The organism is Novosphingobium sp. BAM6 (assembly GCF_057784955.1).
In genome coordinates this window covers 153,551-176,765 of record NZ_JBYNTR010000006.1, presented here as the reverse complement: position 1 = coordinate 176,765, position 23,215 = coordinate 153,551, and the positions used below count along the sequence as shown (strand labels likewise).

17 protein-coding genes are annotated in these 23,215 nt (G+C 64.6%); 9 read left to right on the top strand and 8 right to left on the bottom strand.

From position 1 onward, the window contains the following. Positions 1 to 248: 248 nt before the first annotated feature. From AC3EC3_RS15825 to AC3EC3_RS15815, 3 genes are all read left to right on the top strand, one after another. The gene (locus AC3EC3_RS15825) at positions 249 to 929 is read left to right on the top strand and encodes a ZIP family metal transporter (RefSeq protein ID WP_488490558.1); all 681 of its coding nucleotides are present in this window, start codon (positions 249 to 251) and stop codon (positions 927 to 929) included. 236 nt (positions 930 to 1,165) lie between these two features. Next, positions 1,166 to 3,580: a TonB-dependent receptor gene (locus AC3EC3_RS15820; RefSeq protein ID WP_488490557.1), complete on the top strand. Its 2,415-nt coding sequence runs from the start codon at positions 1,166 to 1,168 to the stop codon at positions 3,578 to 3,580. A 2-nt stretch (positions 3,581 to 3,582) separates the two neighbouring features. Next, complete coding sequence (locus AC3EC3_RS15815; protein WP_488490556.1) at positions 3,583 to 4,755, top strand: glycerophosphodiester phosphodiesterase; 1,173 nt, start codon at positions 3,583 to 3,585, stop codon at positions 4,753 to 4,755. A gap of 51 nt (positions 4,756 to 4,806) precedes the next feature. Here AC3EC3_RS15815 and AC3EC3_RS15810 read toward each other — a convergent pair whose 3' ends face one another. Continuing rightward, complete coding sequence (locus tag AC3EC3_RS15810) at positions 4,807 to 6,969, bottom strand: TonB-dependent receptor (RefSeq protein ID WP_488490566.1); 2,163 nt, start codon at positions 6,967 to 6,969, stop codon at positions 4,807 to 4,809. 124 nt (positions 6,970 to 7,093) lie between these two features. Here AC3EC3_RS15810 and AC3EC3_RS15805 point away from each other — a divergent pair, with 124 nt between their 5' ends. The 3 genes from AC3EC3_RS15805 (at position 7,094) to AC3EC3_RS15795 (ending at position 10,891) form a co-directional block, all read left to right on the top strand. Further along, complete coding sequence (locus tag AC3EC3_RS15805; protein ID WP_488490555.1) at positions 7,094 to 7,546, top strand: hypothetical protein; 453 nt, start codon at positions 7,094 to 7,096, stop codon at positions 7,544 to 7,546. 93 nt (positions 7,547 to 7,639) lie between these two features. Continuing rightward, positions 7,640 to 9,682, top strand: coding sequence for a TonB-dependent receptor (locus AC3EC3_RS15800; protein ID WP_488490554.1), 2,043 nt, complete (start codon positions 7,640 to 7,642; stop codon positions 9,680 to 9,682). A 192-nt stretch (positions 9,683 to 9,874) separates the two neighbouring features. After that, complete coding sequence (locus AC3EC3_RS15795; RefSeq protein ID WP_488490553.1) at positions 9,875 to 10,891, top strand: polysaccharide lyase family 7 protein; 1,017 nt, start codon at positions 9,875 to 9,877, stop codon at positions 10,889 to 10,891. Between the two features lie 139 nt (positions 10,892 to 11,030). Here AC3EC3_RS15795 and AC3EC3_RS15790 read toward each other — a convergent pair whose 3' ends face one another. After that, positions 11,031 to 12,362, bottom strand: coding sequence for an MFS transporter (locus AC3EC3_RS15790; protein ID WP_488490552.1), 1,332 nt, complete (start codon positions 12,360 to 12,362; stop codon positions 11,031 to 11,033). 170 nt (positions 12,363 to 12,532) lie between these two features. Between AC3EC3_RS15790 and AC3EC3_RS15785 the strand changes: the two genes are divergently transcribed. Then, positions 12,533 to 12,982: a GNAT family N-acetyltransferase gene (locus AC3EC3_RS15785; protein WP_488490551.1), complete on the top strand. Its 450-nt coding sequence runs from the start codon at positions 12,533 to 12,535 to the stop codon at positions 12,980 to 12,982. A 17-nt stretch (positions 12,983 to 12,999) separates the two neighbouring features. Here AC3EC3_RS15785 and AC3EC3_RS15780 read toward each other — a convergent pair whose 3' ends face one another. The 6 genes from AC3EC3_RS15780 to AC3EC3_RS15755 all read right to left on the bottom strand — a co-directional run bounded on the left by AC3EC3_RS15780 (position 13,000) and on the right by AC3EC3_RS15755 (position 21,180). After that, entirely contained in the window at positions 13,000 to 14,406 is a 1,407-nt protein-coding gene (locus AC3EC3_RS15780; RefSeq protein ID WP_488490550.1) for a UdgX family uracil-DNA binding protein, read from the bottom strand. Beyond that, positions 14,403 to 15,641: a putative DNA modification/repair radical SAM protein gene (locus AC3EC3_RS15775; RefSeq protein ID WP_488490549.1), complete on the bottom strand. Its 1,239-nt coding sequence runs from the start codon at positions 15,639 to 15,641 to the stop codon at positions 14,403 to 14,405. Before AC3EC3_RS15775 ends, AC3EC3_RS15780 begins: the two co-directional genes overlap by 4 nt. 132 nt (positions 15,642 to 15,773) lie before the next feature. Beyond that, positions 15,774 to 16,691 (bottom strand): LysR family transcriptional regulator, encoded by a 918-nt coding sequence (locus AC3EC3_RS15770; RefSeq protein WP_488490548.1) that lies wholly within the window; start codon positions 16,689 to 16,691, stop codon positions 15,774 to 15,776. Positions 16,692 to 16,839: 148 nt separating this feature from the next. Further along, positions 16,840 to 17,787 (bottom strand): alpha/beta hydrolase, encoded by a 948-nt coding sequence (locus AC3EC3_RS15765; protein ID WP_488490547.1) that lies wholly within the window; start codon positions 17,785 to 17,787, stop codon positions 16,840 to 16,842. Further along, positions 17,774 to 19,864: a TonB-dependent receptor domain-containing protein gene (locus AC3EC3_RS15760; RefSeq protein WP_488490546.1), complete on the bottom strand. Its 2,091-nt coding sequence runs from the start codon at positions 19,862 to 19,864 to the stop codon at positions 17,774 to 17,776. The genes AC3EC3_RS15765 and AC3EC3_RS15760 overlap by 14 nt, the downstream gene beginning before the upstream one ends. A 248-nt stretch (positions 19,865 to 20,112) precedes the next feature. Next, entirely contained in the window at positions 20,113 to 21,180 is a 1,068-nt protein-coding gene (locus tag AC3EC3_RS15755) for an acyltransferase family protein (protein ID WP_488490545.1), read from the bottom strand. Positions 21,181 to 21,320: 140 nt separating this feature from the next. On the opposite strand from AC3EC3_RS15755, the gene AC3EC3_RS15750 reads away from it, so the two are divergent. Together AC3EC3_RS15750 and AC3EC3_RS15745 are read left to right on the top strand one after the other, a co-directional pair. Beyond that, positions 21,321 to 22,142: a phytanoyl-CoA dioxygenase family protein gene (locus AC3EC3_RS15750; RefSeq protein WP_488490544.1), complete on the top strand. Its 822-nt coding sequence runs from the start codon at positions 21,321 to 21,323 to the stop codon at positions 22,140 to 22,142. Then, a complete protein-coding gene (locus tag AC3EC3_RS15745; RefSeq protein WP_488490543.1) occupies positions 22,142 to 23,158 on the top strand; it encodes a polysaccharide pyruvyl transferase family protein in 1,017 nt (338 codons plus the stop codon). Before AC3EC3_RS15750 ends, AC3EC3_RS15745 begins: the two co-directional genes overlap by 1 nt. The last annotated feature ends 57 nt before the right edge of the window (positions 23,159 to 23,215 follow it).

The window sequence follows — 23,215 nt, the reverse complement described above, 5'->3', positions numbered from 1 at the left end:
GCGTTGACGGTCGGAGGCCGAAACGGTGAAGCTGATGCCATCGCGCATCCTGCGAGACTGGCACGCCTGCAAGCCGCTGGGAATCCCCAACCGGACTCTTTCGTTCCGGTCAATCCACTAGAGGGGGTCTAAGCACGGCTAACGCGACCCTTTACGACAAAAAAGGTCCGCCTTTCGGCTTGTCGCGAGAGAATGATACATTATATCACGCTCACCTTGCCGCTTCCGGACTGCCAGACCCTTTTCGCATGACCGTTCCCTTGCCCTATCTCCTCGCGCTTGGAGCCGGTCTCGCGACTCTTGCCGGCGGCCTGCTCGCCATGCGTCTGCAAGCGCAGCGCCAGATCGTTGCCGCACTGACCGGCGGCTTCGTCGTTGGCCTGGCGCTGTTCGATCTCCTGCCCGAAGCCATGGGCCATGCCGACTTCGCCCCGGCAATCGTACTGGCCATCGGCGCGGTCGGTTTTGCGCTTTACGCCCTTGCCCACCGTCTGCCCGCGACCCGGCAACTGGGAACCGCGACGCTGCTGATCCACAGCCTGATGGACGGCCTCGGCATCGGGCTGGCCTTTCATCTCGACCATGCAACCGGCTGGCTCGTGGCCGCCGCCGTGCTGGCGCACGATATGGCCGATGGCGCCAACATCGTGGCGCTGGTTTCCGAAAGCGCTCGCCGTCGCACGGCGCTTCTGGTTCTGGGAGCCGATGCGCTGGCACCACTGCTGGGCGTTGGGATCGCGCAGATGCTGCGGGTCGATCACGGCGAGTTCGCGCTCGCGCTGGCGCTGTTCGCAGGCGGTTTCCTCTACCTTGGCCTGTGCGAGCTTGTCCCGCGCGGACTGACCGGGCGGTTCCCGCGCTGGCAGGGCTTGAGCGCGAGCGTGACGGGCGTCGTCGTCATGGCCTGCGTAATCCGCTTCGCCCACTGAGCCAGCTGTCGCTTTCAAAAAGCGCTTTCCCGAAAATACGTGCGGGCGGTTACATTCCGGCAACGCCTGTCAAACGGCGGTGTGACAGGCGAATTTTCTGCGGCCTCCGGATGGTTACATGCACAGTAACGCAATTCGGTCAATAAACTGACCACAGAGCGTCATGAATCGGCCTTAGCGGGCGCTGCCAACGATCACTCGCATCGTTTGCAAAGCACTCTCAGGGATTTTCGATCATGATGGGTTCGCGCCGTTTCCTTTCCACGCTGTCGCTGGGCGCACTGGCAACTGCCACGCTCGCCGCTGCTTCCCCCGCTCTTGCTGCGGACGATAACGCCGCTACCGCGACCGCGGCTGCTCCTACCGCCGACGACTCAGGCGCCGATAACACAGACGGGGCCAACGCCATCGTCGTGACCTCTGCCAAGACCACGCGCTCGGCCACCGAGCTTTCGGGCGTTGAGATCCAGAAGATCCTTCCCGGCGTCTCGGCGCTCGGTGCGATCCAGACGCTGCCCGGCGTGATGTACCAGACCGCCGATCCGTGGGGCAACAACGAGCAGGACATGTCGCTCTACATCCACGGCTTCGCCATCAACCAGCTGGGCTACACGCTGGACGGCCTGCCGCTGGGCGATCTGTCCTATGGCACGATCGGCGGCCTTTCCCCGCAGCGCGCGATCATTTCCGAGAACATCGGCAATGTCATCGTGGCGACCGGCGCGGGCGATCTGGGCATTCCCTCGCTCAACAACCTGGGCGGCGCGATCGAGCTGTCCTCGTCCGACCCGCTCAAGCGCCGGGGCCTCCAGCTGGCGCAGACCGTGGGCAGCTACGGCACCTCGCGCAGCTATGGCCGTTATGACTTCGGCTCGTTCGGGTCTGACGGCGGTTCGAGCGCCTATGTCTCGCTCGCTCGCCAGCGCGCCCGTGCGTGGGACTACAACGGCGTTCAGGGCGGCTACCAGTTCAACGCCAAGTATGTACACGAGAACGACGCCGGCAAGCTGACCGCGTTCTTCGACTATTCGGACAAGCAGGAGCCGAACGAGGACGCCACCACCACTTACGTCAACCCGACGACCGCTGCGCAGGCCTATACGCCCTATACCCGGCCGTTCACGTATCCGAACTGGTCCGAAGCGCTTTCCTACGTCGATGCCAACGGCAACACGCCCGCCGCAGAGGGCAGCAACTACCGCAACTACTTCTCGGCGGCGCTGCGTACCGACTATCTCGGCTACATCAAGTACGACGCCAATGTCACCGACAACATCAGCTGGTCCAACCAGGCCTACTATCACCACAACGACGGTCAGGGCGTGGTCGCAGGACCGCTCGGCCAGTCGCTTTCGGTGGCGCAGGCCTATTTTCCGAATGACTCGATCAGCGAACTGGTCGCCGACACCGGCGGCAGCGGCTACATCACCCGCGTGACCCAGTATCGCATCGACCGTGAGGGTATCGTTTCGACGCTGAAGGCGAATGTGGCCAACCACCACATCGAGTTCGGCGCGTGGTACGAGCACAACAGCGGCGCCAACTGGCGCAACTGGTACGCGCTCGACGTCAACAACCCGACCGATCCCTATCACTGGCAGCACAACCCGCTGTTCACGCAGTACAGCTTCCAGTACCGCACCGACGCACTGCAGCTGCACCTGCAGGACGAATGGGACGTCAACAGCAAGCTGACCGTACAGGGCGGCGTGAAGTCCAGCCTCGTCTACGCCAAGGGCTGGTATCCCACGCAGCCGGTCGCCGGTTCCTATTCGGGCATGGTCGGCGCGCTGCCTTCGGGCGGCATCACCACCGCCAACTGGTTCCTGCCCGCAATCGGCGCGAAGTACGACTTCAACGGTCACGAGCAGCTCTACTTCAACGTCCAGAAGAACCTGCGCAACTTCGGCACCGCGCCGTGGAGCACCGGCAGCCAGGCCGCGTTCGATTACTTCAAGGAGAGCGGCAAGCCGGAAACCTCGTGGACCTATGAAGTGGGCCTGCGCAGCCACCACGTCTTCCCCGGCTCGTTCATCTCCTCGCTCGATGCCCAGGTAAACTACTACCACGTCGACTTCTCGAACCGCCTGCTCGCGGTCAGCACCACGGTCGGTGGCCTTGGCGGCAGCTCGATCACCGGCGGCACGACCTCACTGTTCAACGTCGGCAGCGTGACTACCAACGGCGCGGACGCAGCGGTCACGCTGGGTATCGGCGGCCTCTTCTCGGTCTACGAGGGCCTGTCGTACAACAACTCGAAGTACGATGACGACTACTCGAACGGCACCACCACGTATGCCACGGCGGGCAAGCAGGTTCCGGGCAGTCCCAAGTGGATGAGCAAGACGGTGGTCTCGGCCAACATCGGGCCGTTCCAGGCGCAGTACACCGGCATGTATATCGGCAAGCGCTATGCCACCTATACCGACGACGGTTCGGTGGGTTCGTACTTCATGTCGAACGGGCGCATCGCGGTGGACCTGCCCGCCAGCCTCGTACACCTGCAGAAGGCTTCGCTGGCGCTGAACGTGACCAACATCTTCGACGTCAAGGGCGCCTCGACGATCTCGATCAGCCAGCCCAGCTCTGTCTACGCGGTCTATCCGATCGCACCGCGCCAGTGGTTCCTGACGCTTTCGGTGGGGCTGTGAGCATGACGAACGAGACGACTGAAACCAACCTCTCCCGGCGCGGTCTGATCCGCGCCGGAGCCAAAGTCGGAGCTGGCGTCGCCCTCACCGGGGCGGCGCTTGGCGCAGCGGGCCCCGTCCTCGCGGCGAGCAAGGCGGCGGCGAAGAAGAAGCCGCTGGTCATCGGCCATCGCGGCTGCTCGGCGCTGCGGCCCGAGCATACGCTCGGCTCCTATGCCAAGGCGATCCAGCAGGGTGCGGATTTCGTCGAGCCCGATCTGGTCTCGACGAAGGACGGCGCGCTGATCGCCCGGCATGAGAACAACATCGCCGAGACCACCAACGTCGCCGATCATCCCGAGTTCGCCGACCGTCGCACCACCAAGGTTGTCGACGGACAGAAGATCACCGGCTGGTTCACCGAGGACTTCACGCTCGCCGAGATCAAGACGTTGCGCGCCATCGAGCGGCTTGGCGCCTTCCGTCCGGAAAGCAACAGCTACTCGGGCCAGTTCCAGTTGCTGACACTGGAAGAGATCGCCGATTTCGTGGCAGCGGAAAGCGCGGCGCGCGGCCGCACGATCGGCCTGATCCCCGAGATCAAGCACTCGACCTACTTCGCCAGGATCGGCCTGCCGCAGGAACAGCGCTTTCTCGACCGGGTGGCGGCCAGCCACTACCTGTCGACCGCACCAGTGATCGTACAGAGCTTCGAGGTGGGCAACCTCAAGTGGCTGCGTCCGCGTATCGGTGCCTACAGCAAGCTGCAGCTGCTCCAGCTGACGGTGCCGCTGGACATGCGTCCGGCAGACGTGGTGGCCGCCGGTGGCACGCTGACGTTCAACCAGATGCAGACGCCTGCGGGTCTTGCCGAGATGAAGACCTATGCCGACTGGGTTGCCCCGGTCCTGCAGGGGATCATCCCGTTCGGCGATATCACAGGCAAGATGGGGCCGCTCGGCAAGCCCACCTCGCTGGTGCGCGATGCCCATGCGGCGGGTCTGCTCGTCTCGACCTGGACGGTGCGCCCGGAGAACAAGTTCCTGCCCACCGACTTCCAGGGCCCCGGCGGCGAGGCCGCACGGCAGGACAAGGCAACCGTCGCGTTCATGCGCCGCCTGATCGCGACCGGCATCGACTCGTTCTTCACCGACGATCCGGGGCTTGGCCGTCAGGCCGTGGACGGGATGGCGTAAGGATATGGGAAACCCCAGCCGAGCGCACTGCCCGGCCGGGGTTCTCAGTATTTAGAAGTCCAGCTTTGCGGTCACGCGGATGTCGCGGCCCGACAGCGGGGCGTAGTCCTTGAGGAACGAGGCGGCGCGGCGGGCGACGACATCGAAGATGTTGTTCGCCGAGACCACGAAGCTGAGCGGACGCTCCTTGCCCCATGGCCGGATCGTCGCCGAGGCGTTGACCATCGTGTAGCTGGGCGTCGTCGTCTCGAACTCGGAGGTGCGGTCCTGCTTCCAGGCATGCTCCACCTCGCCGCGCACATCGACCATCGGGGTCTGCACGGTGAGGCCACCCAGCACGCGCAAGGGCGGAATGCGCGGCGCGGGACCGACACCGACCACTTCGGCATGAACCCAGTCCCCCAGCGCATCGCCGACGATCTTCGCCTGCCCGATGCTCGCCAGCGTCAGCGAACCCTGCGCCTCGAAACCATAATAGCGCGCATCGGCCTGATGGAAGGCATAGACGGGCAGGCCGTCCTCGATTTCGCCGGTCAGATCCTCGTAAATGAAGTTCGAGAACCAGGTGTGATAGGCCGAGGCCTCGAAGGTGTAGCCCTCGCCCTGCCCGCGCAGCGTCGCCTCGACGCTGACCGCGCGCTCCAGCTTGAAGTCGGGATCGCCGACTTCGTAGGCTTCGGTCCCGGCATGCGGGCCATTGGCGAACAGCTCTTCCGCCGCCGGGGCACGCTCGGTGCGCGAAACGTTGAGACCCACGCGCCAGTTGTCCGAAAGACCGTAGGACGCGCCGAGCGATCCCGAGAAGGCATCGAAGCTGCGCGAGCCGGAGAGGAACTGCTCGGACTGCTCCGCACTGGGGTTAGCCGACAGGAACGTATGCTCGATCCGGGCACCCGCCTCGATCTTCAGCGCGCCGTAGTCCAGCTCCTGCAAGGTGAACAGGCCGTACTGTTCGGTCGCGTTTCTGGGCAGGAAGGCTTCCTCACCCACCACGTTGAAATCGCGGGTGAACATCTGGATGCCGGTCACGCCGCGCCATGCGCCGTGTTTCGTCTGCGCCAGTTCGAGGCGACCTTCCATGCCCTTGCTGTAGAACGCGGTGCCGACCTCACCGCTCTCTTCGAGTTCGAAGTGGTGGTAATCGGCATAGCCAAGGCGCAGCGTCACCTTGTCGATCACGCTGCCGCCCGCATTGATCTCGGCGCGGGCGTCGATGCGATCCTGCACGAGGCTGAGGCGCGGCGCTTCCTGTTCGGCGCCCGGTTCGGTCGCAAAGCGGATCGGCACGCCATAAAGACTGTCGTAGTGGCCATAGGACACGCCGAACGAGCCGCTGTCACCGATATAGGCAACACCCGCGCCAGCGGTCCAGGTCTTCGCCTGCGAATTGGGCAGCTTGCCCTTTACCGCGGCATTGGCCGCGAAATCGATCGGCTCCTCGCCCTCATCCGCGTCTTCTGTGGGAAGCTGGGCCGAGGCCAGCGCTGCGCTGCGCAGCGCCGGGGTCAGCGCATGACCGCCGATGCGCATGTCATCGCTCTTGAGGTAGCTGCCGTCGGCGTGAAGCACCCAGTGCCTGTCCAGCGGCACATCGACCGAACCCGCGACCGAGCGCTCCTTCGCCGCCGAGCCGTAGCCCGCCAGCGCCGAGACGTGATAGGGCTCGTCCGGCACATCGCGCGGAATGCGGCGGTCGATCACGTTGACCACGCCGCCAATCGCGGACGAACCATAGAGCAGCGACTGTGGCCCGCGCAGCACCTCGATCCGCTCGGCCAGCAGCGGGTTCACCACCGTCGCATGATCGACCGAGGTGTTCGAGACGTCGATCGAGCCGATCCCGTCGCTCAGCACCCGCACGCGCTCGCCCTGAAGGCCGCGCAGCACCGGACGCGAGGCGCTGGGGCCGAACGAGGTGGCCGAAACGCCTGCCTCATGCGCCAGCGTCTCGCCGATGGAGGGGCGCACCGCGCGGGCCAGCGCCTCGCCCTGCAACACCGCAACGCCCGAAAGCGTATCCTGCCGCCGCATCGGCAGCACGCCCGTCACGATGATGTCGTCACCCGGACGCCGGTGATAGCTGTCCTGACCCTCTGCCTGAACTGCCGTCGCAGCCGTATCGCCCCCTGCTGCATCCTCGGCATGGCTTACCGTGGGCAGCCATGCCGCCAGCGTACATCCGGCCAGCGCCGCCGCCCTGACCGAAACTCTCATCTGTCGCACCCGACTATTCCTCCTGCTGAGTTGTAATGATACAACGTATCGTTGTCGCGAACCCCCTCTAGCGCGCCAAAACGATTGACGCAATGCTATGTGATAACGTAACAATACAGCAACGATGAGCCTCGCCCGATTCACCATGCCCTCTGCCGCAACGGCAGCGCATCGCCCTGCGGGCGGACGCGCAGTGTCGTCTCTGCGTCTGGTATGGCTGCTGGCGCTGCTGATCGTGGTGCAGAGCCTGATGGTGCAGGCCCACGCCATCGCCCATCTGCCGCCGCCGCGACTACCGGCTCCTGCCTCGGGCTCGGCGCTGGAGGGACACAAAGTCTCCCACGCCGCTCCGATCCTCACGCAGCACCACCAGAACGACAGCGACGATCCCGCACAATGCCCGCTTTGCCGCGAGGAGGCCCTGTCGGGCCATTACCTCGCGCCCGAGCCCTTCGAGTTCGCACCTCTTCAGCCGGATCACGTCGCCCCCTCCCCGCTATTGCGCCCAGTCGGTCACGCCCAGACCGCCCCTGCGCGCTCGCGCATCCGGGGGCCGCCTGCCTTTTCCCGGACCTGACCTTTCTACAGATACCGGCCCTGTGAGATTCTCGGGGCCGACCCGGCGTTGCGGCACACAGGAATACGCAGCGCCCAAGGTTCACGGAGTTATATGATGCGTACCGTTCTTCTCTCCGGCGTGGCGCTGGCCGCTGCCCTTACCCCTGCGCTGGCCCTCGCCCAGCAGACGACTGCAACGCCCGCTGCCGGCAGCACCGCCCCCACTGCGGACAGCACCGCAAAGTCTGCCGGCACGACCAATACCATCGTCGTCACCGCCTCGCCGTTCAATGCCGACATCAACGATACACCCGCGATCGCGACCAAGATCGACCGCGACACCGTGCTGATGGCAGGCGGCGCCAGCATCGCGGATTCGCTCGCCAACGTGCCGGGCATCTCGGCCACCGGCTTTGCCAGCGGCGCCAGCCGCCCGATCATCCGCGGCATGGATTCGACCCGCGTGCGTATCCTGGAGGACGGTTCGAGCAGCTCCGACGTTTCCGACATCGGCCCCGATCACGGCGTGCCGATCGACCCGCTGGCAGCGCAGGATATCGAGGTCGTGCGCGGTGCTGGCACGCTGCGTTACGGCAGCCAGGCCATCGGCGGCGTCGTCAACGTGCTCAACAACCGCGTACCGATGAAGCTGCCCGCAGAGACGATCTCGGGCGAACTCAACGGCAGCTACGGCACCAATGCCGATACCGCAGAGACCTCAGGGCTGGTCGATGCCAAGGTGGGCGACTTTGCGCTCCACGCCGATGCCTTCTATCGCCACGCAGGCGACTACGACACGCCGGACGGCACGCAGGACAACTCGTGGGATCACGCGCACGGCGGCTCGCTGGGCGGCTCCTACTTCTTCGGCGACAGCCACATCGGCGCCGCAGTGGTCCAGTACAATGCCGACTACGGCATCCCCAGCGACACCACGCATATCGTGATGAAGCAGACCAAGTACATCAGCCGCGACAGCATCGATCTCGGCTCGGGCCTGCTCCAGACGCTGACGTTCGACGGTTCCTATGCGAACTACCAGCACAAGGAAGTCGAGCCGGACGGCACCGTCGATACCACCTTCCACAACAAGGAGTTCGACGGCCACGCGGAACTGAAGCTGGGCGCCATCGGCCCGCTTTCGAACACCGCGATCGGCGGCGAGTACACCCACCGCGACTTCTCCGCCGTGGGCGAGGACGCTTCGTATCTCTATCCCACCACCACCGAGAGCGAGGCGGGCTACATCTTCACCGAGATGCCGCTGACCGACAGCCTCAAGCTGCAGGGCAGCGGCCGCATCGAGCATGTGACGGTGGACGGCACGCCTGCCGACAACGTCTATACGAAGACCGGATTCACCCCCATCAGCGGCGCGATCGGCGCGCTGTGGACGGCGAGCAACGCCGTCAAGCTGGGCCTGACCTTCTCCAGCACCGGGCGCGCGCCTGCGCAGACCGAGTTGTTCGCACGCGGCGGCCATGACGGCCCGAACACGTACGAGACCGGCGATCCCACGCTCAAGATCGAGCGCGCGAACTCGCTCGAAGCCAGCCTGCGCATCAATTCGGGAGCCTTCCACTTCGAGGGCAGCGTCTACTCCACCTGGTTCCACAACTTCATCTACGGCGACCTGACGGGCCGCATGTGCGACGATGACGGTGCGTGCTCGGTCGATGGCGACGGCGATCTCAAGGAGCTGTTCTACCGCCAGCAGGATGCGCACTTCCGCGGTGTCGAGGGGCAGGCCAGCTACGATCTGGTGTCCACCGATCAGGGCACCTTCACGCTCAAGGCCATGGGCGACTATGTGCGCGCCACGCTGGACGACGGCAGCAACGTGCCGCGCATCCCCCCGTTCCGCGTGGGCGGCGGCGTCGACTTCAAAAGCAAGAAGTTCGATATGGGCATGATGCTGAAGTACGTCGGCCGTCAGGACGACTTCGGCGATTATGATACGGCCACCGGCAGCTACTACGATCTGGGCATGCAGGTTGCCTGGCGCCCGTTCACCCAGCACCCGAACGTCGAGTTCGCGATCGTCGGCCAGAACCTGACCGACGACGTGCAGCGCGATGCCGCTGCGCTCAACAAGGACGTGGTCGAGGCCCCCGGCCGCAACGTGCGCTTCGTGACGCGTATCGCACTGCCGTAAGACACTATCATCCCCTATCGGCACCGCGACGGCTTTTTGGTCCGTCGCGGTGCCATTCTCTTCTTGCAAGGCTCCGTTCCGGGGGCATCGGCGATACCCTGCCCCCGGAACCGCCCCTATGCTGCCCCAATGTTGCATCGCAACGGGGCCATCACTGGCGTCGTTGCTGGCGTCTGAAGGGGGCTCTCTCGAATGCTGCGCGGTCGTCTTCCGCTTCGATCCTCGCTTCTCGCCGCGCTGTTCGGCCTGATCGCCACGGTCGCCTGCGCGCAGGGCCGGATGGAAAGCACCGCCGGAGAAGCGGCATCGCAGGACGAGAAACCGCCCATCGAAGAACGGTTGCCGGGCGTGCGGCATGGGCCGCCCTCAAAGATCGACCTCTCGATGTGGAAGATCACGCTGCCCGTCAACGAAGCGGGCGAGGTCAGCGGTGAGCATGACGCGGTCGAGCTTTACCCCCTGACCGGACTTTCCGTGCCGCCATGGTTCGAGGCGGCGCGCAACTCCATTACATTCGCCGTTCCCGTCGAAGGCGCGATGAGCAAGGGCACCAAATATCCCCGCTCCGAACTGCGCGAAATGGACGGCGCCGGACACGAATACGCATGGACGGTGGCGGAGGCAGGCCGCTTTTCCGCGCGCGTGCAGGTAGACGAACTGCCCGATACGTCGCTCGACGCCTCCGATACCACCTCGGACGATGCCGATGCCGATGCCGATGGCGCCGATAAAAACGAGACGGACAAGCCGGAGGATGCCCGCCCCGCCCGCGTGGTGATCGGCCAGATCCACGGCCCGAAGGACGAGCTTTGCCGCCTGTATTACTCGCAGGACGGATCGCTGTTCTTCGTCGACGACAAGGCGGGGAAGGATCGCGAGGAGACGGTGTTCAAGCTTGCGGCAAAGGATGGTTCGGAGCCGGATATTCCGCTCGGCAAGCCCTTTACCTATACCATCGATGCCAATGCCGAGCGGCTGCAGGTGCGGGTGCGATACAAGGGCATCGAATATGTCGGCACCGATCCGATCGGGCCGTTCTGGCCGGGCAAGGCGCTCTACTTCAAGGCTGGCGCCTACCTTCAGGTGACACGGCCGGGCGCGAAAGCGGGCACCATCGGCACCGGCCGCGCCCGCGTGACGTTTATGACCCTGTCACGCCCCGCCCACGATGTCGTGCATCCCTACCGGAACGATCGCGATCAGGACTGAGCTTCACTGCGCTTCGCCAGGCCTGCTGGAGGCAGGCTTGGTGGGTGAGAGCGCGCCCTCACCCAAGCGCGCCGGTTTCGCAAACGCCCTGGAGCTATTTCAATCTGGTGTGAAACCACCCGATGACCCGAAAACAGCCCTAAGCAGCTGCGCTGAAGCGCGCCTCGGTGTGACGCGAGACGCTGATCAGGCCGATCAGGCTGAGTACGGCGGCAAGGCAAATGTACATGCCGACATAGAGCACGCCGCCCCGCGAAACGAGGCTCTGCGCAATCGCGGGCGCAAAGCCGCCGCCGAGAATGCCTCCCACGTTGAACGCGATCGACGAGCCGGTGTAGCGCACCCGCGCCCCGAACAGCTGCGGCAGCAACGAGGCCAGCGGTCCGTAGACAAAGCCCATCACGAACAGTCCCAGCGACAGGAACACCGCGATCACGGTCAGCGAACCGGTCGCGAACATCGGGCCCATCAGCAGGCCGACGATCACCGATCCGGCGCTACCGCCGATCAGCACGGCGCGCGAACTCCAGCGATCGGCGGCATAACCGGCCAATACTATGCCGACCGCCATGAACAGAATCGCGAAAAGCTGCACGCCAAGGAACGCCTGCTGGCCGATCCCCAGCGTCTTGGTGCCATAGCCCAGCGCGAAAGCCGTGGTGAGGTAGTAGATCGCAAAGCACACGATCACGGCGCAAGTGCCGGCCAGCGTCTCGCGCAGGTGCGTGCGGAACAGCTCGAAGATCGGGATGCCGCGCGGACGCTCTTCGGCTTCGATCCGGGCAAGGCCCGGCGTGTCGGCCAGACGGAAGCGGATCCACAAACCAAGTCCCACCAGCACCGAACTGAGCAGGAAGGGAATGCGCCAGCCCCAGGCCACGAACTGGTCCTTGCCCAGCACGCCGCCCAGCACGAGGAACAGACCATTGGCGGCGAGGAAACCGACCGGCGCGCCAAGCTGTGGGAACATCCCGAAGCGCGCGCGCCAGCCCGGCGGCGCGCTTTCGACCGCCAGCAGCGCCGCGCCGCCCCACTCACCGCCAAGGCCCAACCCTTGCGAGAAGCGCATCAGGCACAGCAGGAACGGGGCCAGCCACCCGGCGGAGGCATACGTCGGCAGTACACCGATGAGAACGGTCGCGCCGCCCATCAGCAACAGCGAGGCAACCAGCGTGGACTTGCGCCCCACGCGGTCGCCGAAGTGCCCGAACAGCGTGGCGCCAAGCGGCCGTGCAAGGAATGCGACACCGAAGCTGGCATAGGCCGCAAGCTGCTGGGCAGACGGCGAATCCACCGGAAAGAACAGCGGCCCGAACACGAGCGCTGCCGCCGTGGCATAGACGTAGAAGTCGTAGAACTCGACCGCCGTGCCCACCAGACTGGCGGTCAGGATCTTTGCGTTGCGGCGATATTCGCCGCTGCCCCGGTTCGCCGGTTCTGCTCCCGCCGAACCTGCGCTGATTGCCGTCACTTCACCATGTCCTTATCGAAAATTACGAATCGCAGCCCTTTAGAGCAATTTGCCCGCCCCCACATCCGTCTTTAAGGTGCAGTTGCAATCTTTGCATTCAATGCTCCTGGCAGGCTCCCTGGATCGAAGCGATTGAACTCTCGCCGCTTCACCCGCTAAGCCCTGCTCCGATGACGATCAGCCTGACAATTCCCGACAACCCCGGTGATGCCGACCGCGACGCCGTGCTCGCGCCTTTGCGCTCCTATAATCTCGCACATGGCGGCGACCCCCGACTTCGCCCGGTTGCCATTTTGTTGACCGACGAACATGGCAATCATGTCGGCGGATTGTGGGGCAAGTGCTCCTACGACTGGCTCTTCGTGGAACTGCTGGCCGTGCCCGAAGCCCTGCGTGGCGGCGGTCATGGCTCGAAGCTGATCGCCGAGGCCGAGCGGATCGCTCGCGAGCACGGCTGCATCGGGCTTTGGCTCGATACGTATGAATTTCAGGCGCGCGCTTTTTACGAAAAACTGGGTTTCGACGTGTTCGGCACGCTGGAGGATCATCCCGTCGGCCAGCGCCGCTACTTTCTGCGCAAGCGCTTCACGGCGGCCCAGGACGATACCTCTGCAGCCTGACAAAAGTCACCAGCGCATCAGGCAATCTGTTCCAGCAGCCCTGCCAGCCCCGCCAGATCGTTGGCGAATTTCGCCTCCTCACGCCGACCTGCCTCGCCATCGAGACGCAACAGATAGCTGGGATGGATCGTCTGCCACAGCACGCTGCCATCCGGCAGGGTCGAAGCCTCGCCCCGTTCCCGTGCAACGCTGGGCGTTCGCCCCGTAAGGGCGCGTCCAGCGGAAGCTCCGAGCGCCAGGATCACGCGGGGGCGCACCAGCGTGCGCTCCGCATCGAGCCACCAGCGACATGTATCGATCTCCCCCGCCGTCGGGTTCTGGTGCAGGCGTCGCTTGCCGTGGGGCTGCGGCGTGAACTTGAAGTGCTTGACCGCATTGGTGACATAGGCCCGCGAGCGAACGATCCCGGCCGCCGCAAGCATCTGGTCCAGCACCTGTCCGGCTGGCCCCACGAAAACGTGGCCTGACGCTTCTTCGGTATCGCCGGGTTGCTCGCCCACGATCATCAGCGGTGCCTCGGGCGGTCCTTCGCCCATCACCGCGCTCGTCCCGTTGCAGCCGATGGCACAGCGCCGGCAGGCCGCAATACCCGTTGCCACGGCATCGAGACTGCCGGGCCGGCCCAGAGTATCGAACCGGCTGCTCCCGGCATCGATCATCGCCGCCTCACGCGCCTGCGCACCAGCGATCATCTGCCCGATCTCGCGCGCTTCGGGCATGTTTTTCCAGTACCGGCGCGGCATCTCGCGGAGCATCGTGCCGATCTTGAGCCGCGCCGGATTGAAGATCGAGCGGTAGTAGCCGAGCCACAGATCCTCGGTAGCGTCTTGCGACGGGGCATCGTTGCGGGTCGCGCCGGGCCCTTCATGAAGCGCGCGGCCATCCCAGTGCAATGACAGGCGCGGGGTCAGGATCGACCAGCGCTGGCTGGCAAAGCGCCCCGCGAAAAAGGCAAGGTTGGCACGCTCAACATAGTGCTCCGGCTCGAACCAGGCCACGTAACGGTCTTCGCCATCCGCTTCGCGAAGCGCCCTGAACCGGACGAATGCGCGCATCTTGTGGATTTCCCGGCGGACCAGCCGTGCCAGTCCGAGCGCTCTTGCGACCTGTGGATCGGCAGCATCGTCGATCACTCGTGGCTCGTCCTGCAAACGCCAGAGCAGGCGATAGAGCAGATCGAAGCGCGCAGGGTCGGCATGGAGGATTGCGCTCTGTGCCATCTCGATAAACAGGCGGCTTGCCCGCACCGAGCGAAGGGCGCGGACATCGGGCAGTCCTTCCTGCGTCTGCGCGAACAGATCCCCGTTCGTCCCCGACAAACGCCAGGCGATCCGGTCCGGCGCGATACGCGCTTCGGCCAATCTCCGGGCCGTGTCTCGCCAGGTCTCGAAATCGTCCGGCGCTGCCAGTTCGATCGCGATCATCCGAACAGTTCCATCTGCCGGGGCGGCGCGAGGCGTGCGCGCAAATCGTCGCGATCCGTCAACGTCACCGGTCGCCAGTCCAGCGTGACGACGAAGGGGCGCAGCTTGCGCCAGCCGCCCGCCAGTCGCTGCACGTCCTCCAGCCGTATCTGCCGCTGGCGTCGCAGGACGATCAGCGCATCCGTTGCCCTCGTCCCGAGCCCCGGAACGCGCAGCATATCCTCGCGCGGGGCACGGTTGAGATCGACCGGGAAGCGTTCGCGAAACCGCAGCGCCCATGCCAGCTTGGGGTCGATATCGAGGGGCAGCATCCCGCCGGGATCGGTGGCGCTGCTCACCTCTTCGGACGTAAAACCGTAGAAGCGGATCAGCCAGTCGGACTGGTACAGCCGGTGCTCGCGCAACAGGGGCGGGCGCTGGAGTGGCAATACGGCGCTGGCATCGGGGATCGGGCTGAACGGCGAATAATAGACGCGGCGCAGACCGAAGCGATCATAGAGCGAGGAAGCACGCGACACGATCTGCGCATCGCTGGCGCCGTCGGCTCCGACGATCATCTGCGTGGACTGCCCTGCCGGCGCGAAGGAGGGCGCATGGCGGAACCGACGCAGGCTGTCCTTTGCCTCGACGATGGCCTGCGAGACCCCCTTCATCGCGCCTTCGATCTGCGGTGCCTTCTTGTCAGGCGCCAGACGTGCAAGCCCGGCTTCCGTCGGCAGTTCGACATTGATCGAAACCCGGTCGGCCCAGCGCCCGGCTTCGGCGATCAGGTCCGGATCGGCCTCCGGTATGGTCTTGAGATGGATGTATCCGCGAAAGTCATGCACGGTACGAAGGGTCCGGGCGACCTCGACAATCTGTTCCATCGTGTGATTGGACGATTTGACGATACCCGAGGACAGAAACAGGCCCTCTATGTAATTCCGCCGATAGAACCGCAGCGTCAGATCCACCACTTCTGCCGGCGTGAAGCGTGCGCGCTTCACGTTCGAACTCTTGCGGTTGATGCAGTAATGGCAGTCGAACACGCAATGGTTCGTCAACAGAACCTTCAGCAGCGAAATGCAACGGCCATCGGGCGCATAGGCATGGCAGATACCCATCCCTTCCGTGGAGCCCAGTCCCTTGCCATCGCGACTGTCACGGCGAGCGGTGCCCGAAGAAGCGCAGGAGGCATCGTACTTGGCGGCGTCCGCCAGGATTGCGAGTCGGTCAAGCAGATCGTCACGGGACATATGTTCTTCATATGTTCTTATTCGTAAAACTGCAAGCGGCAGCCGTACCGGGATGCGCCTCTGCCTGTCGCATAGTCCAGCGGTGGCGTCAGGCTCCCACGCAACCCCGACAACAGTCCAGCTCGGCGGCGGTCATGCAGCGATCGGGATCGGCGGGGCGGCACATTGCGCGGCCAGAAGTTCGCGCAGCCAGCGCGAGCCTGAATCGCGCAGACTGCGCTCGTGCCACAGCACCCGGTAAGCAAGCTCTCCCATCGCGTCGGGCGCCGGTCTTGTCACAAGGTCATCGGCCATCACGCTTTCGATCAACAGACGCGAGGGAACAACCATCACCAGGTCTGCGGCACGGAGAAGCGCCGCCGCCTGACCGAAATAGGGAATACTCGCCGCAACGCGACGCAGTTCGACCATGCCCGCAAATCGCCGTTCCACCCGATCGAATGCCGCTTCGCTGACGGTCAGCGCGAGATGGGGATACGCGAAAAGCTCCTCCAGTGATACCGCGTCCGCCTGCGGGCCTGCCAGTGGATGGTCCTTTCGCGTTACGCAGACGAAATGGTCCTGGAACAACGGCAGGGCATGCAATTGGGCCGGGTCGTGGTCCAGGCCCGAAATCGCCAGATCGATCTCACCGCTCGCCAGCCCCCGATGCGCGGCATGACTGAGCGGGACGACATCGATGGCGATGCCCGGCGCTTCATGCCGCAACCTTGCGATGGCAGGGATCAGGACCGCCATAACCCCGAAGTCAGTCGAGGCGATACGGAAACGGCGCTGCGCCTGCGTGGGATCGAAAGTCGGTTCGGCAAGCAGCGTCGATGTGCTGACCATCCATTCGGACAGTCGCTCGACCAGTTCATCGCCCCGTCGGGTGCGCGCCATGCCGGTGCCCGAACGAACCAGCAGCGGATCGCCCAGCGCCTCGCGCAACCGTGACAAGGCCCGGCTGACACTGGGCTGGCTCATACCCAGCTTCAGGGCCGCCGTCCCGACATTGCGGGTCTGCAGCACAACGGCCAGCACAAGCAGCAGGTTGGGCGGTAAATGCATAACACCGTCGCATTATCGATACTGAGAGGTATTCGCGATAATATTTATGCAACAAATCATTGCTGGAACTGCCTGAATGCACGCTCCTGCCGTTTCCGCAAACCGGTCTGCCAAAGCGGAACCGGCAGGAGCATCATGACGTGGCAGTTCAATCCACGTCGCAGGATAGCGCGGCCTCATGTGCAGCGACATTCCGCAGCGTTCTTACAAGCGAAATGCGGAACATGTCGCCATGCCCGGCACCTGCACATTGCTCGAAGCCGACGTGGTTTCCCGAAGCGCGGAGGCGCTCGGCCAGATCTCGGGCCGCATTGGGCGGGACCGAGGTTCGCATCGGATTGACGCGCGGGGGGCGGCCCGGTCTTGGTCCCATCTCGTTGGTGCCGACCATGATCGAGATATCCCGGGGCGGCTCTGGGCGATGCGCGGCAAAGGCTTGCGCCGCGCGCAGGCCGGAGCCGTAGTTCCACCAGAGCGCCGGGTCTGCCGCCGCGAATGACTGGAAGCCGGAATGGCGCAAGGTCGCGGCATAGACCACGAACAGCCCGCCATAGGAATGGCCCCAGAGCGTCTGGCGATGACGGTCGACCCGCACCAGACGCGCCACCTGCGGCCTGATGCTCTTGTTGAGCAGGTGCAGGAAGTCCGCCGCGCCGCCGCCCGGCCTGTCCTGATCGTCGGTAACGTCAGGCTTGCTTGGATCGGGCGGCGTATAGTCATAGGCGCGCGCCTTCACGTCGAAGCGCGGCTGGCCGACATAGCCGATGGTGACGAGCACAGGCGGATCGCCGCCCGCATCGAGGCGCTTGAGCAGATCCTCGCTCAAGGCCTCGATCGCTGCGCCGCCGTCGAGCATATAGACGGCAGGATACCCGCGAAGGGGCGGCGGGCGCTTGGGAATGCCCACCTCGATATCGTACTGCCGCTTGCCGTCCTGCGATGGCACGGTGAAGTGCTCGAAGCGATAGACGGCAGAGCCCGCCTCCACCACCGTCGGCCCGGTTTGCGCGGTCAGGCGCGGCTGCGCCCCGGCGGCGCAGGCGGCAAGGGCCGCTGCGACGCCGAGGCCGGCGATCAGATATTTAGAAGTCCGCATTGATGCCCATCCAGATCCGGCGACCGTCGCCCTGCATGTTGTAGTCCGCCACATCGAGGCGCTTGTCGGTGATGTTGTAGAGGCCCAGCTTCAACGTCACGTCCTGCCGCAGGCGGTAGCTGCCGCCGATATCCGCCTGGAAGTACGAAGGGTACAGACGGCCCACCAGCGTCGTGCCGCTGTAGATCGGCTTGCCGTTGGTGCCCACGCGCGATCCCGCGTTCACCTCGTCACCGCGATAGGTCAGCGAGGTCCACAGCGATACGCGGCTCGACAGGTCGTAGTCTGCCCGCGCATTGGCCATGTGCTTGGGCGTCTGGGTCAGCGGGAAGCCTGCATAAGTGCCGGTCTTCTGCTTGGAATCGGTGTAGGTATACCCCGCCTTGAACGAGAGGTTCGCCAGCGGCTTCCAGCGCGCCGTGAACTCGAAGCCCTGCATCCGCGCCTTGCCGACGTTGTAATTGTAATAGAGCGCGTAATTGGTGTCCTCGCTCCAGCGCGCAACGTTCCCATCATCATCGTAGACCACCGCACTCTCGATCTTGTTGCGGAAGTTGGTGCGGAACACCGTGCCGCCGACCGACAGCGCCGGCGAGGGATGATAGAGCACGTTCAACTCGTAGTTGGTGCTCGTCTCGGGCTTGATGTTGGGATCGCTGATGATGACGCCGCAGGTGCCGGTCGGGCCATAGGTACAGCCCGATCCGCCGGTGGTATAGGCATAGCCCGGCGCGATCACACGGACTTCCGGAGCCCGGAAGCCGTTCGAAACGCCGCCCTTGACGGTCAGCGCCGGGAGCACGTCCCACACCGCATAGAGGCGCGGGGTCCAGTGGCCGCCGTAGATCTGGTGATCGTCGAAACGAAGCCCGCCGGTCAGCGCGAAGGTCTTTACCAGCTGCCACTCGTCCTCGACGAACAGCGCGCGCTGCCACACCGCGAAGTGGTGCTCCACGTTGTCGCGCAGGCCGGGGTTGATGTCGGTAAGGCGGTTCCAGATGTACTGGCCGCCGAAGGCCAGGTGATGGTCGCCCAGCGGCGTTCCCAGCAGCGGCACGTTGAACAGCGCGTTGGCGACCGTGTTGGTGATGCGCGGGTTGCGCACGGCTTCAGTAAACCCGCCGTCGCCATCGGCGGTATAGCTGCGGTAATGGCTGCTCTCGCGCATCACCGAAAGCGCGCTGGTGCCCCAGTCCCAATCGCCGTTCCAGCGGATCGAGCCTTCGTTGCGACGGGTCACGTTGTAGTTGCTGGTGCCGGTCGCGGCGAGCGTATCCCCGGCGCTGGCGATGCGCTTGACGCGGGTGGTGTTGCCCTCGATCACGATATCCTGCCCCGGCGCGGGCTTCCAGCCCAGCCGCGCAGTCAGGTTATAGTCGCGCCCGCCATAGTTACCGCCGACGATATCGTCCTGGCTGCGATGATAGATCCGGCCCCAGGTCTGCAGGCCCAGCGTATCGCCGACGATCGGCCCGGCGAGGTAATACTGCCCCTGCCACCAGTCGCCGCTCGATCCGTGCTGCTGGAGCACATAGTCCGCGCCGATCGAGCCGCCCCAGTGATCGGGTACGGTGCGGGTGATGATGTTGATGACGCCGCCGATCGCGTCGGAACCGTAGAGCGTGGACATCGGCCCGCGCACCACCTCGATCCGCTCGATCGCCGCAGCGGGCGGAGTGAAGCTCTGCTCGTAACCACCGGTGCCGTTGGTGCGCGTGTCGCGGGTGGACTGGCGAATGCCATCGACCATCAGCAGCGTGTACTCGCCCGGCATACCGCGAATGTAGATATCGCGCGTGTTCGAGTTGCCGGTGATGTTGATCCCTTCCACGTCGCGAAGGGCGTCGGTGAGATCGGCCATCGGACGCTTGGCCAACAGGTCTGCGGTGATGACCGAGATCGAGGCAGGCGCCTCGATGACGCTCTGTTCGCGGGTCGATGCGGTCACAACGATGTCGCTGGTCGTGGATTTGTCCTGCGTTTCCGAAGCGCTCTGAGCGGCGGCCGGTGTAGCCAGCGCAAGAGTAATCGCCAGCGACGATAGGCTTGCAGAAATCAGGATAGGTCGCTTGTGCATATGGGCCCCCAATGCAGTCTGTTGACGAGAGGCGGCCACCTAACAGCGCACTTTCAGTATTGCAAGCGCGTCGCAATATCATTCTTCGGTCTATCAATGCACCGAAACGCAAGTTGATCGGCATCGCCCTTTCAACGATGCGGAGCGCTGAAAGACACGAAAGAAGAATGCTTTACCGGCGGCTTGATCAGCACCTGCCCCGTAGAGATGGCTGCGCAGTGACGACTTCAGCAACGCACGGCCAGCGCCTACACCCCGCCCGGCACAGGGGCCCCGTGACGGTATTTGGGGCGACGGAAGAACAGCAGAACCGGCTTCTCGATAGCATGGTAGGCAACAAGCCCCAGCGTCACGCCCGCCGCGACATGCAGCACAAGGGCAAAGCCCGAGTGCAGATGCAGCCGATCCGCGACCTTGAGCGTCACGGAAAGTGCCAGTGTATGCCACAGGTAAATCGAATAGCTGGCATCCCCCAGCATTCGCCCCGCCGGTACATCCCCGACCAGAAGGCCACCGCGCTCCATGGCCAGCACGGCTGCGACCAGCAGCCATGCCGAGGGTCCATACACGGCCACATCGCTGGCCTGCGGCCACACTTCGGGAATGGCCACGGCAAACACGACCGCCAGCACGATCAACCCAGTCGCCACCCTGCCATCCTTCAGCCAGCCCCGGCTCCAGCCTTCCGACAGCCAAAGCCCCGCCACGAACTCCAGCATGTGCGCATTGGTCAGGAAGCGCATCATCACATCGTCTTGCGGCACCCACACATGGAGACTTGCCAGGCCGCAGAGCAACACGGTCAGGCTTGCCAGTTGCCATTTGCGCGGCAGGAAGAGCGTGGCGGCGAACAGCAAATAGAACGCCATTTCGTATTCCAGCGTCCATCCCGGCACCAGCAGGGGCCATACTTGTCCGTTGCTCGGCGAAATCGCCGGTATCAACAGATAGGACGCGGCGACATGCCACACCGTCAGGCGCATCGCCGGGAACAGCCCCAGCAACGCCCCTGCCAGCATCACGCTGGTCACGATCCAGTAACATGGCAGGATACGCTGGAGCCGGTCGCGGATGAAGGCGCCCGGCCGACTGGATTCGTCGGTGATCGCCCACATCAGAAAGCCGCTGAGCACGAAGAACAGGTCGACACCCGCTTTCCCGACCCTGAAATCCCCGCCCGAGCGCTCAACGGCGTGGTAGACAACCACTCCCAGAGCAGCGACGCCTCGCAGATACTGCAGGCCGACAAGTCGTGATTGCGCCATGGCCCGAGCATAGGTGCGTTGCAGCAAAAGGACGATGCCCTGCGCTTCCATACATCGCGGCTCAGCCCTAGTTCATCGAAAAGCAGGGTTTATCCTCATCGCCAGAGGATCACCGCGAATGCTGCACGGCACAACGTTACGCGCCGGATGGACGCTTGCCTGTTTCATGCGGTTACTATGAAGTTCTCCTTATGGATGCCCCCCGCCTTTCAGTTCGCCCTTCCGCGCAAGCCGCAGCCAGCGCTTCCATATCACTCGCCAGGGACGGTTTCGCGGTCGTCCGCGATGTTCTGACGGTTGAGGATATCCGCGAAGCCGAAACGCTGCTGGACACGCTGCTGTCGCGCTTCGACACGCTTGTCGAACGCCGCCCCGGCCAGCGGCGACTCGCTCGCGATATGATCGCGAGCGAGAGTTCGAGCGGGTCGGACCAGCCTGAAATACTCTATGCCGCTTCGCTCAGCCCGGAACTGGCGGATACGGCGCTGTTTCGCAAATGTGCTGCCTTTGCGTCCGCGATCAGCGGGAACGTCACCCGCTCCTTCGATCACATGATCGTCAAGCAGGCGTGGAACCGGTCCGAAACCCCGTGGCATCAGGATGCCGTGCTGGCGGGGCTCGGCGGACTGTCGCGCGTGTTCCAGAAGGAGCGGCTCCACTTCTGGGTGCCGCTGCAGGATGTGGACGAGCGCAACGGGTGCATGGAGTTCATTCCCGGCAGCCACAAGGTGCCGCTGCAACCCCATGAGCGGTTTCTGCGTGCCGACGGCGACTACGGCCTCGCAACGCGTCCATCCGGCGAAGCGAACCCTGTCGCCTGCCCGATACCGACGGGCGGGTTCACGATCCATACCCCGCGCACGCTGCATTACACCGGTCGCAACGCCACGAGCCAGCCTCGCAAGGCATGGATCATCCATTTCAGCCGCTTCGGCCAGTTCGAGATCGCCCTGAAGCGACTGTTCGGCCGGGCACCGGCGCCGCTAGGCGCGCCATCTTTGGGAACTTCCTGATGCGCATTGTCTATTACAAGGATGAGGTCGGCAATTTCGGCGACGACCTCAATGAACTGATCTGGCCGCGCCTGCTGCCGCAAGATGTCCGCGATGCACCGGATACGGTGATGGTCGGGATTGGCAGCCTGCTCGATCAGGCCCGTTTCCGCGATGTCGAGACTGCGGGCAAGCGTGTCTTCGTGATGGGATCGGGCGCGGCCTACGGTGCCTTGCCGCAGGGCCATGAGGACTGGACCTACCATGCCTTGCGCGGCGCCCTTACCGCCGAACTCGTCGGTCGTCCGCAAGCGGCCGTGACCGACGGCGCCATTCTTCTGGCAAAGCTGCCGGACCTTGTGCCCGAGGCGCCGAAACGCGACGAGATCCTGTTCATGCCGCACCATCGCACGTGCGTGAACAGCCGCTGGCCAGAGGCCGCGGCGCGTGCGGGCATGACATTCGTCGATCCGCAATGGGCCCCCGATCGCATCCTCGCCGCTTATGGTCGCGCCAGACTGGTCGTGACCGAGGCCATGCATGGCGCAATCGTCGCCGACACGCTGCGCATTCCATGGATACCGGTGATGATCTCGCCCGAGGTAAGCGTGTTCAAGTGGCGCGACTGGGCATCGTCGCTGAATCTCGATTACCACCCCGTCGCCTTGCCGCCGACCGCGCGGCTTGAGGCGTTCCGCTACGATCGCATAACCCGCCTAACCAAGGCCAGCGGCAGGACGGTCGCGCATACCGGCGCAGCGGCTCTCGACGATGCCGCGCTTATCGCCGATTTCCGCCAGCGCTTCCACGAGGAGCCCGAGGTAATCGACGCGGTCGCCGCACCGAATGGCGTCAAGGCACTGCTCAAGGCCGCTGCCACCCGCTTCGACGGTCGCCGTCTGGCTCAGGCGGCGCAGGAACTGCGCAAGGTCGCGACGGGTCGCACCTATCTCAGCGAAGATGCGCTGTTCCAGGATCGCCTTGGTGGCATGGAGCGCGCCGTCGAGCGCCTGATCTCGGACGTGCGCGCAGGCTGAAACGCCGACGACCGGCTGTCAGTCAACAGCCGGTCGTCCAGCAGCCAGCCCGGACAT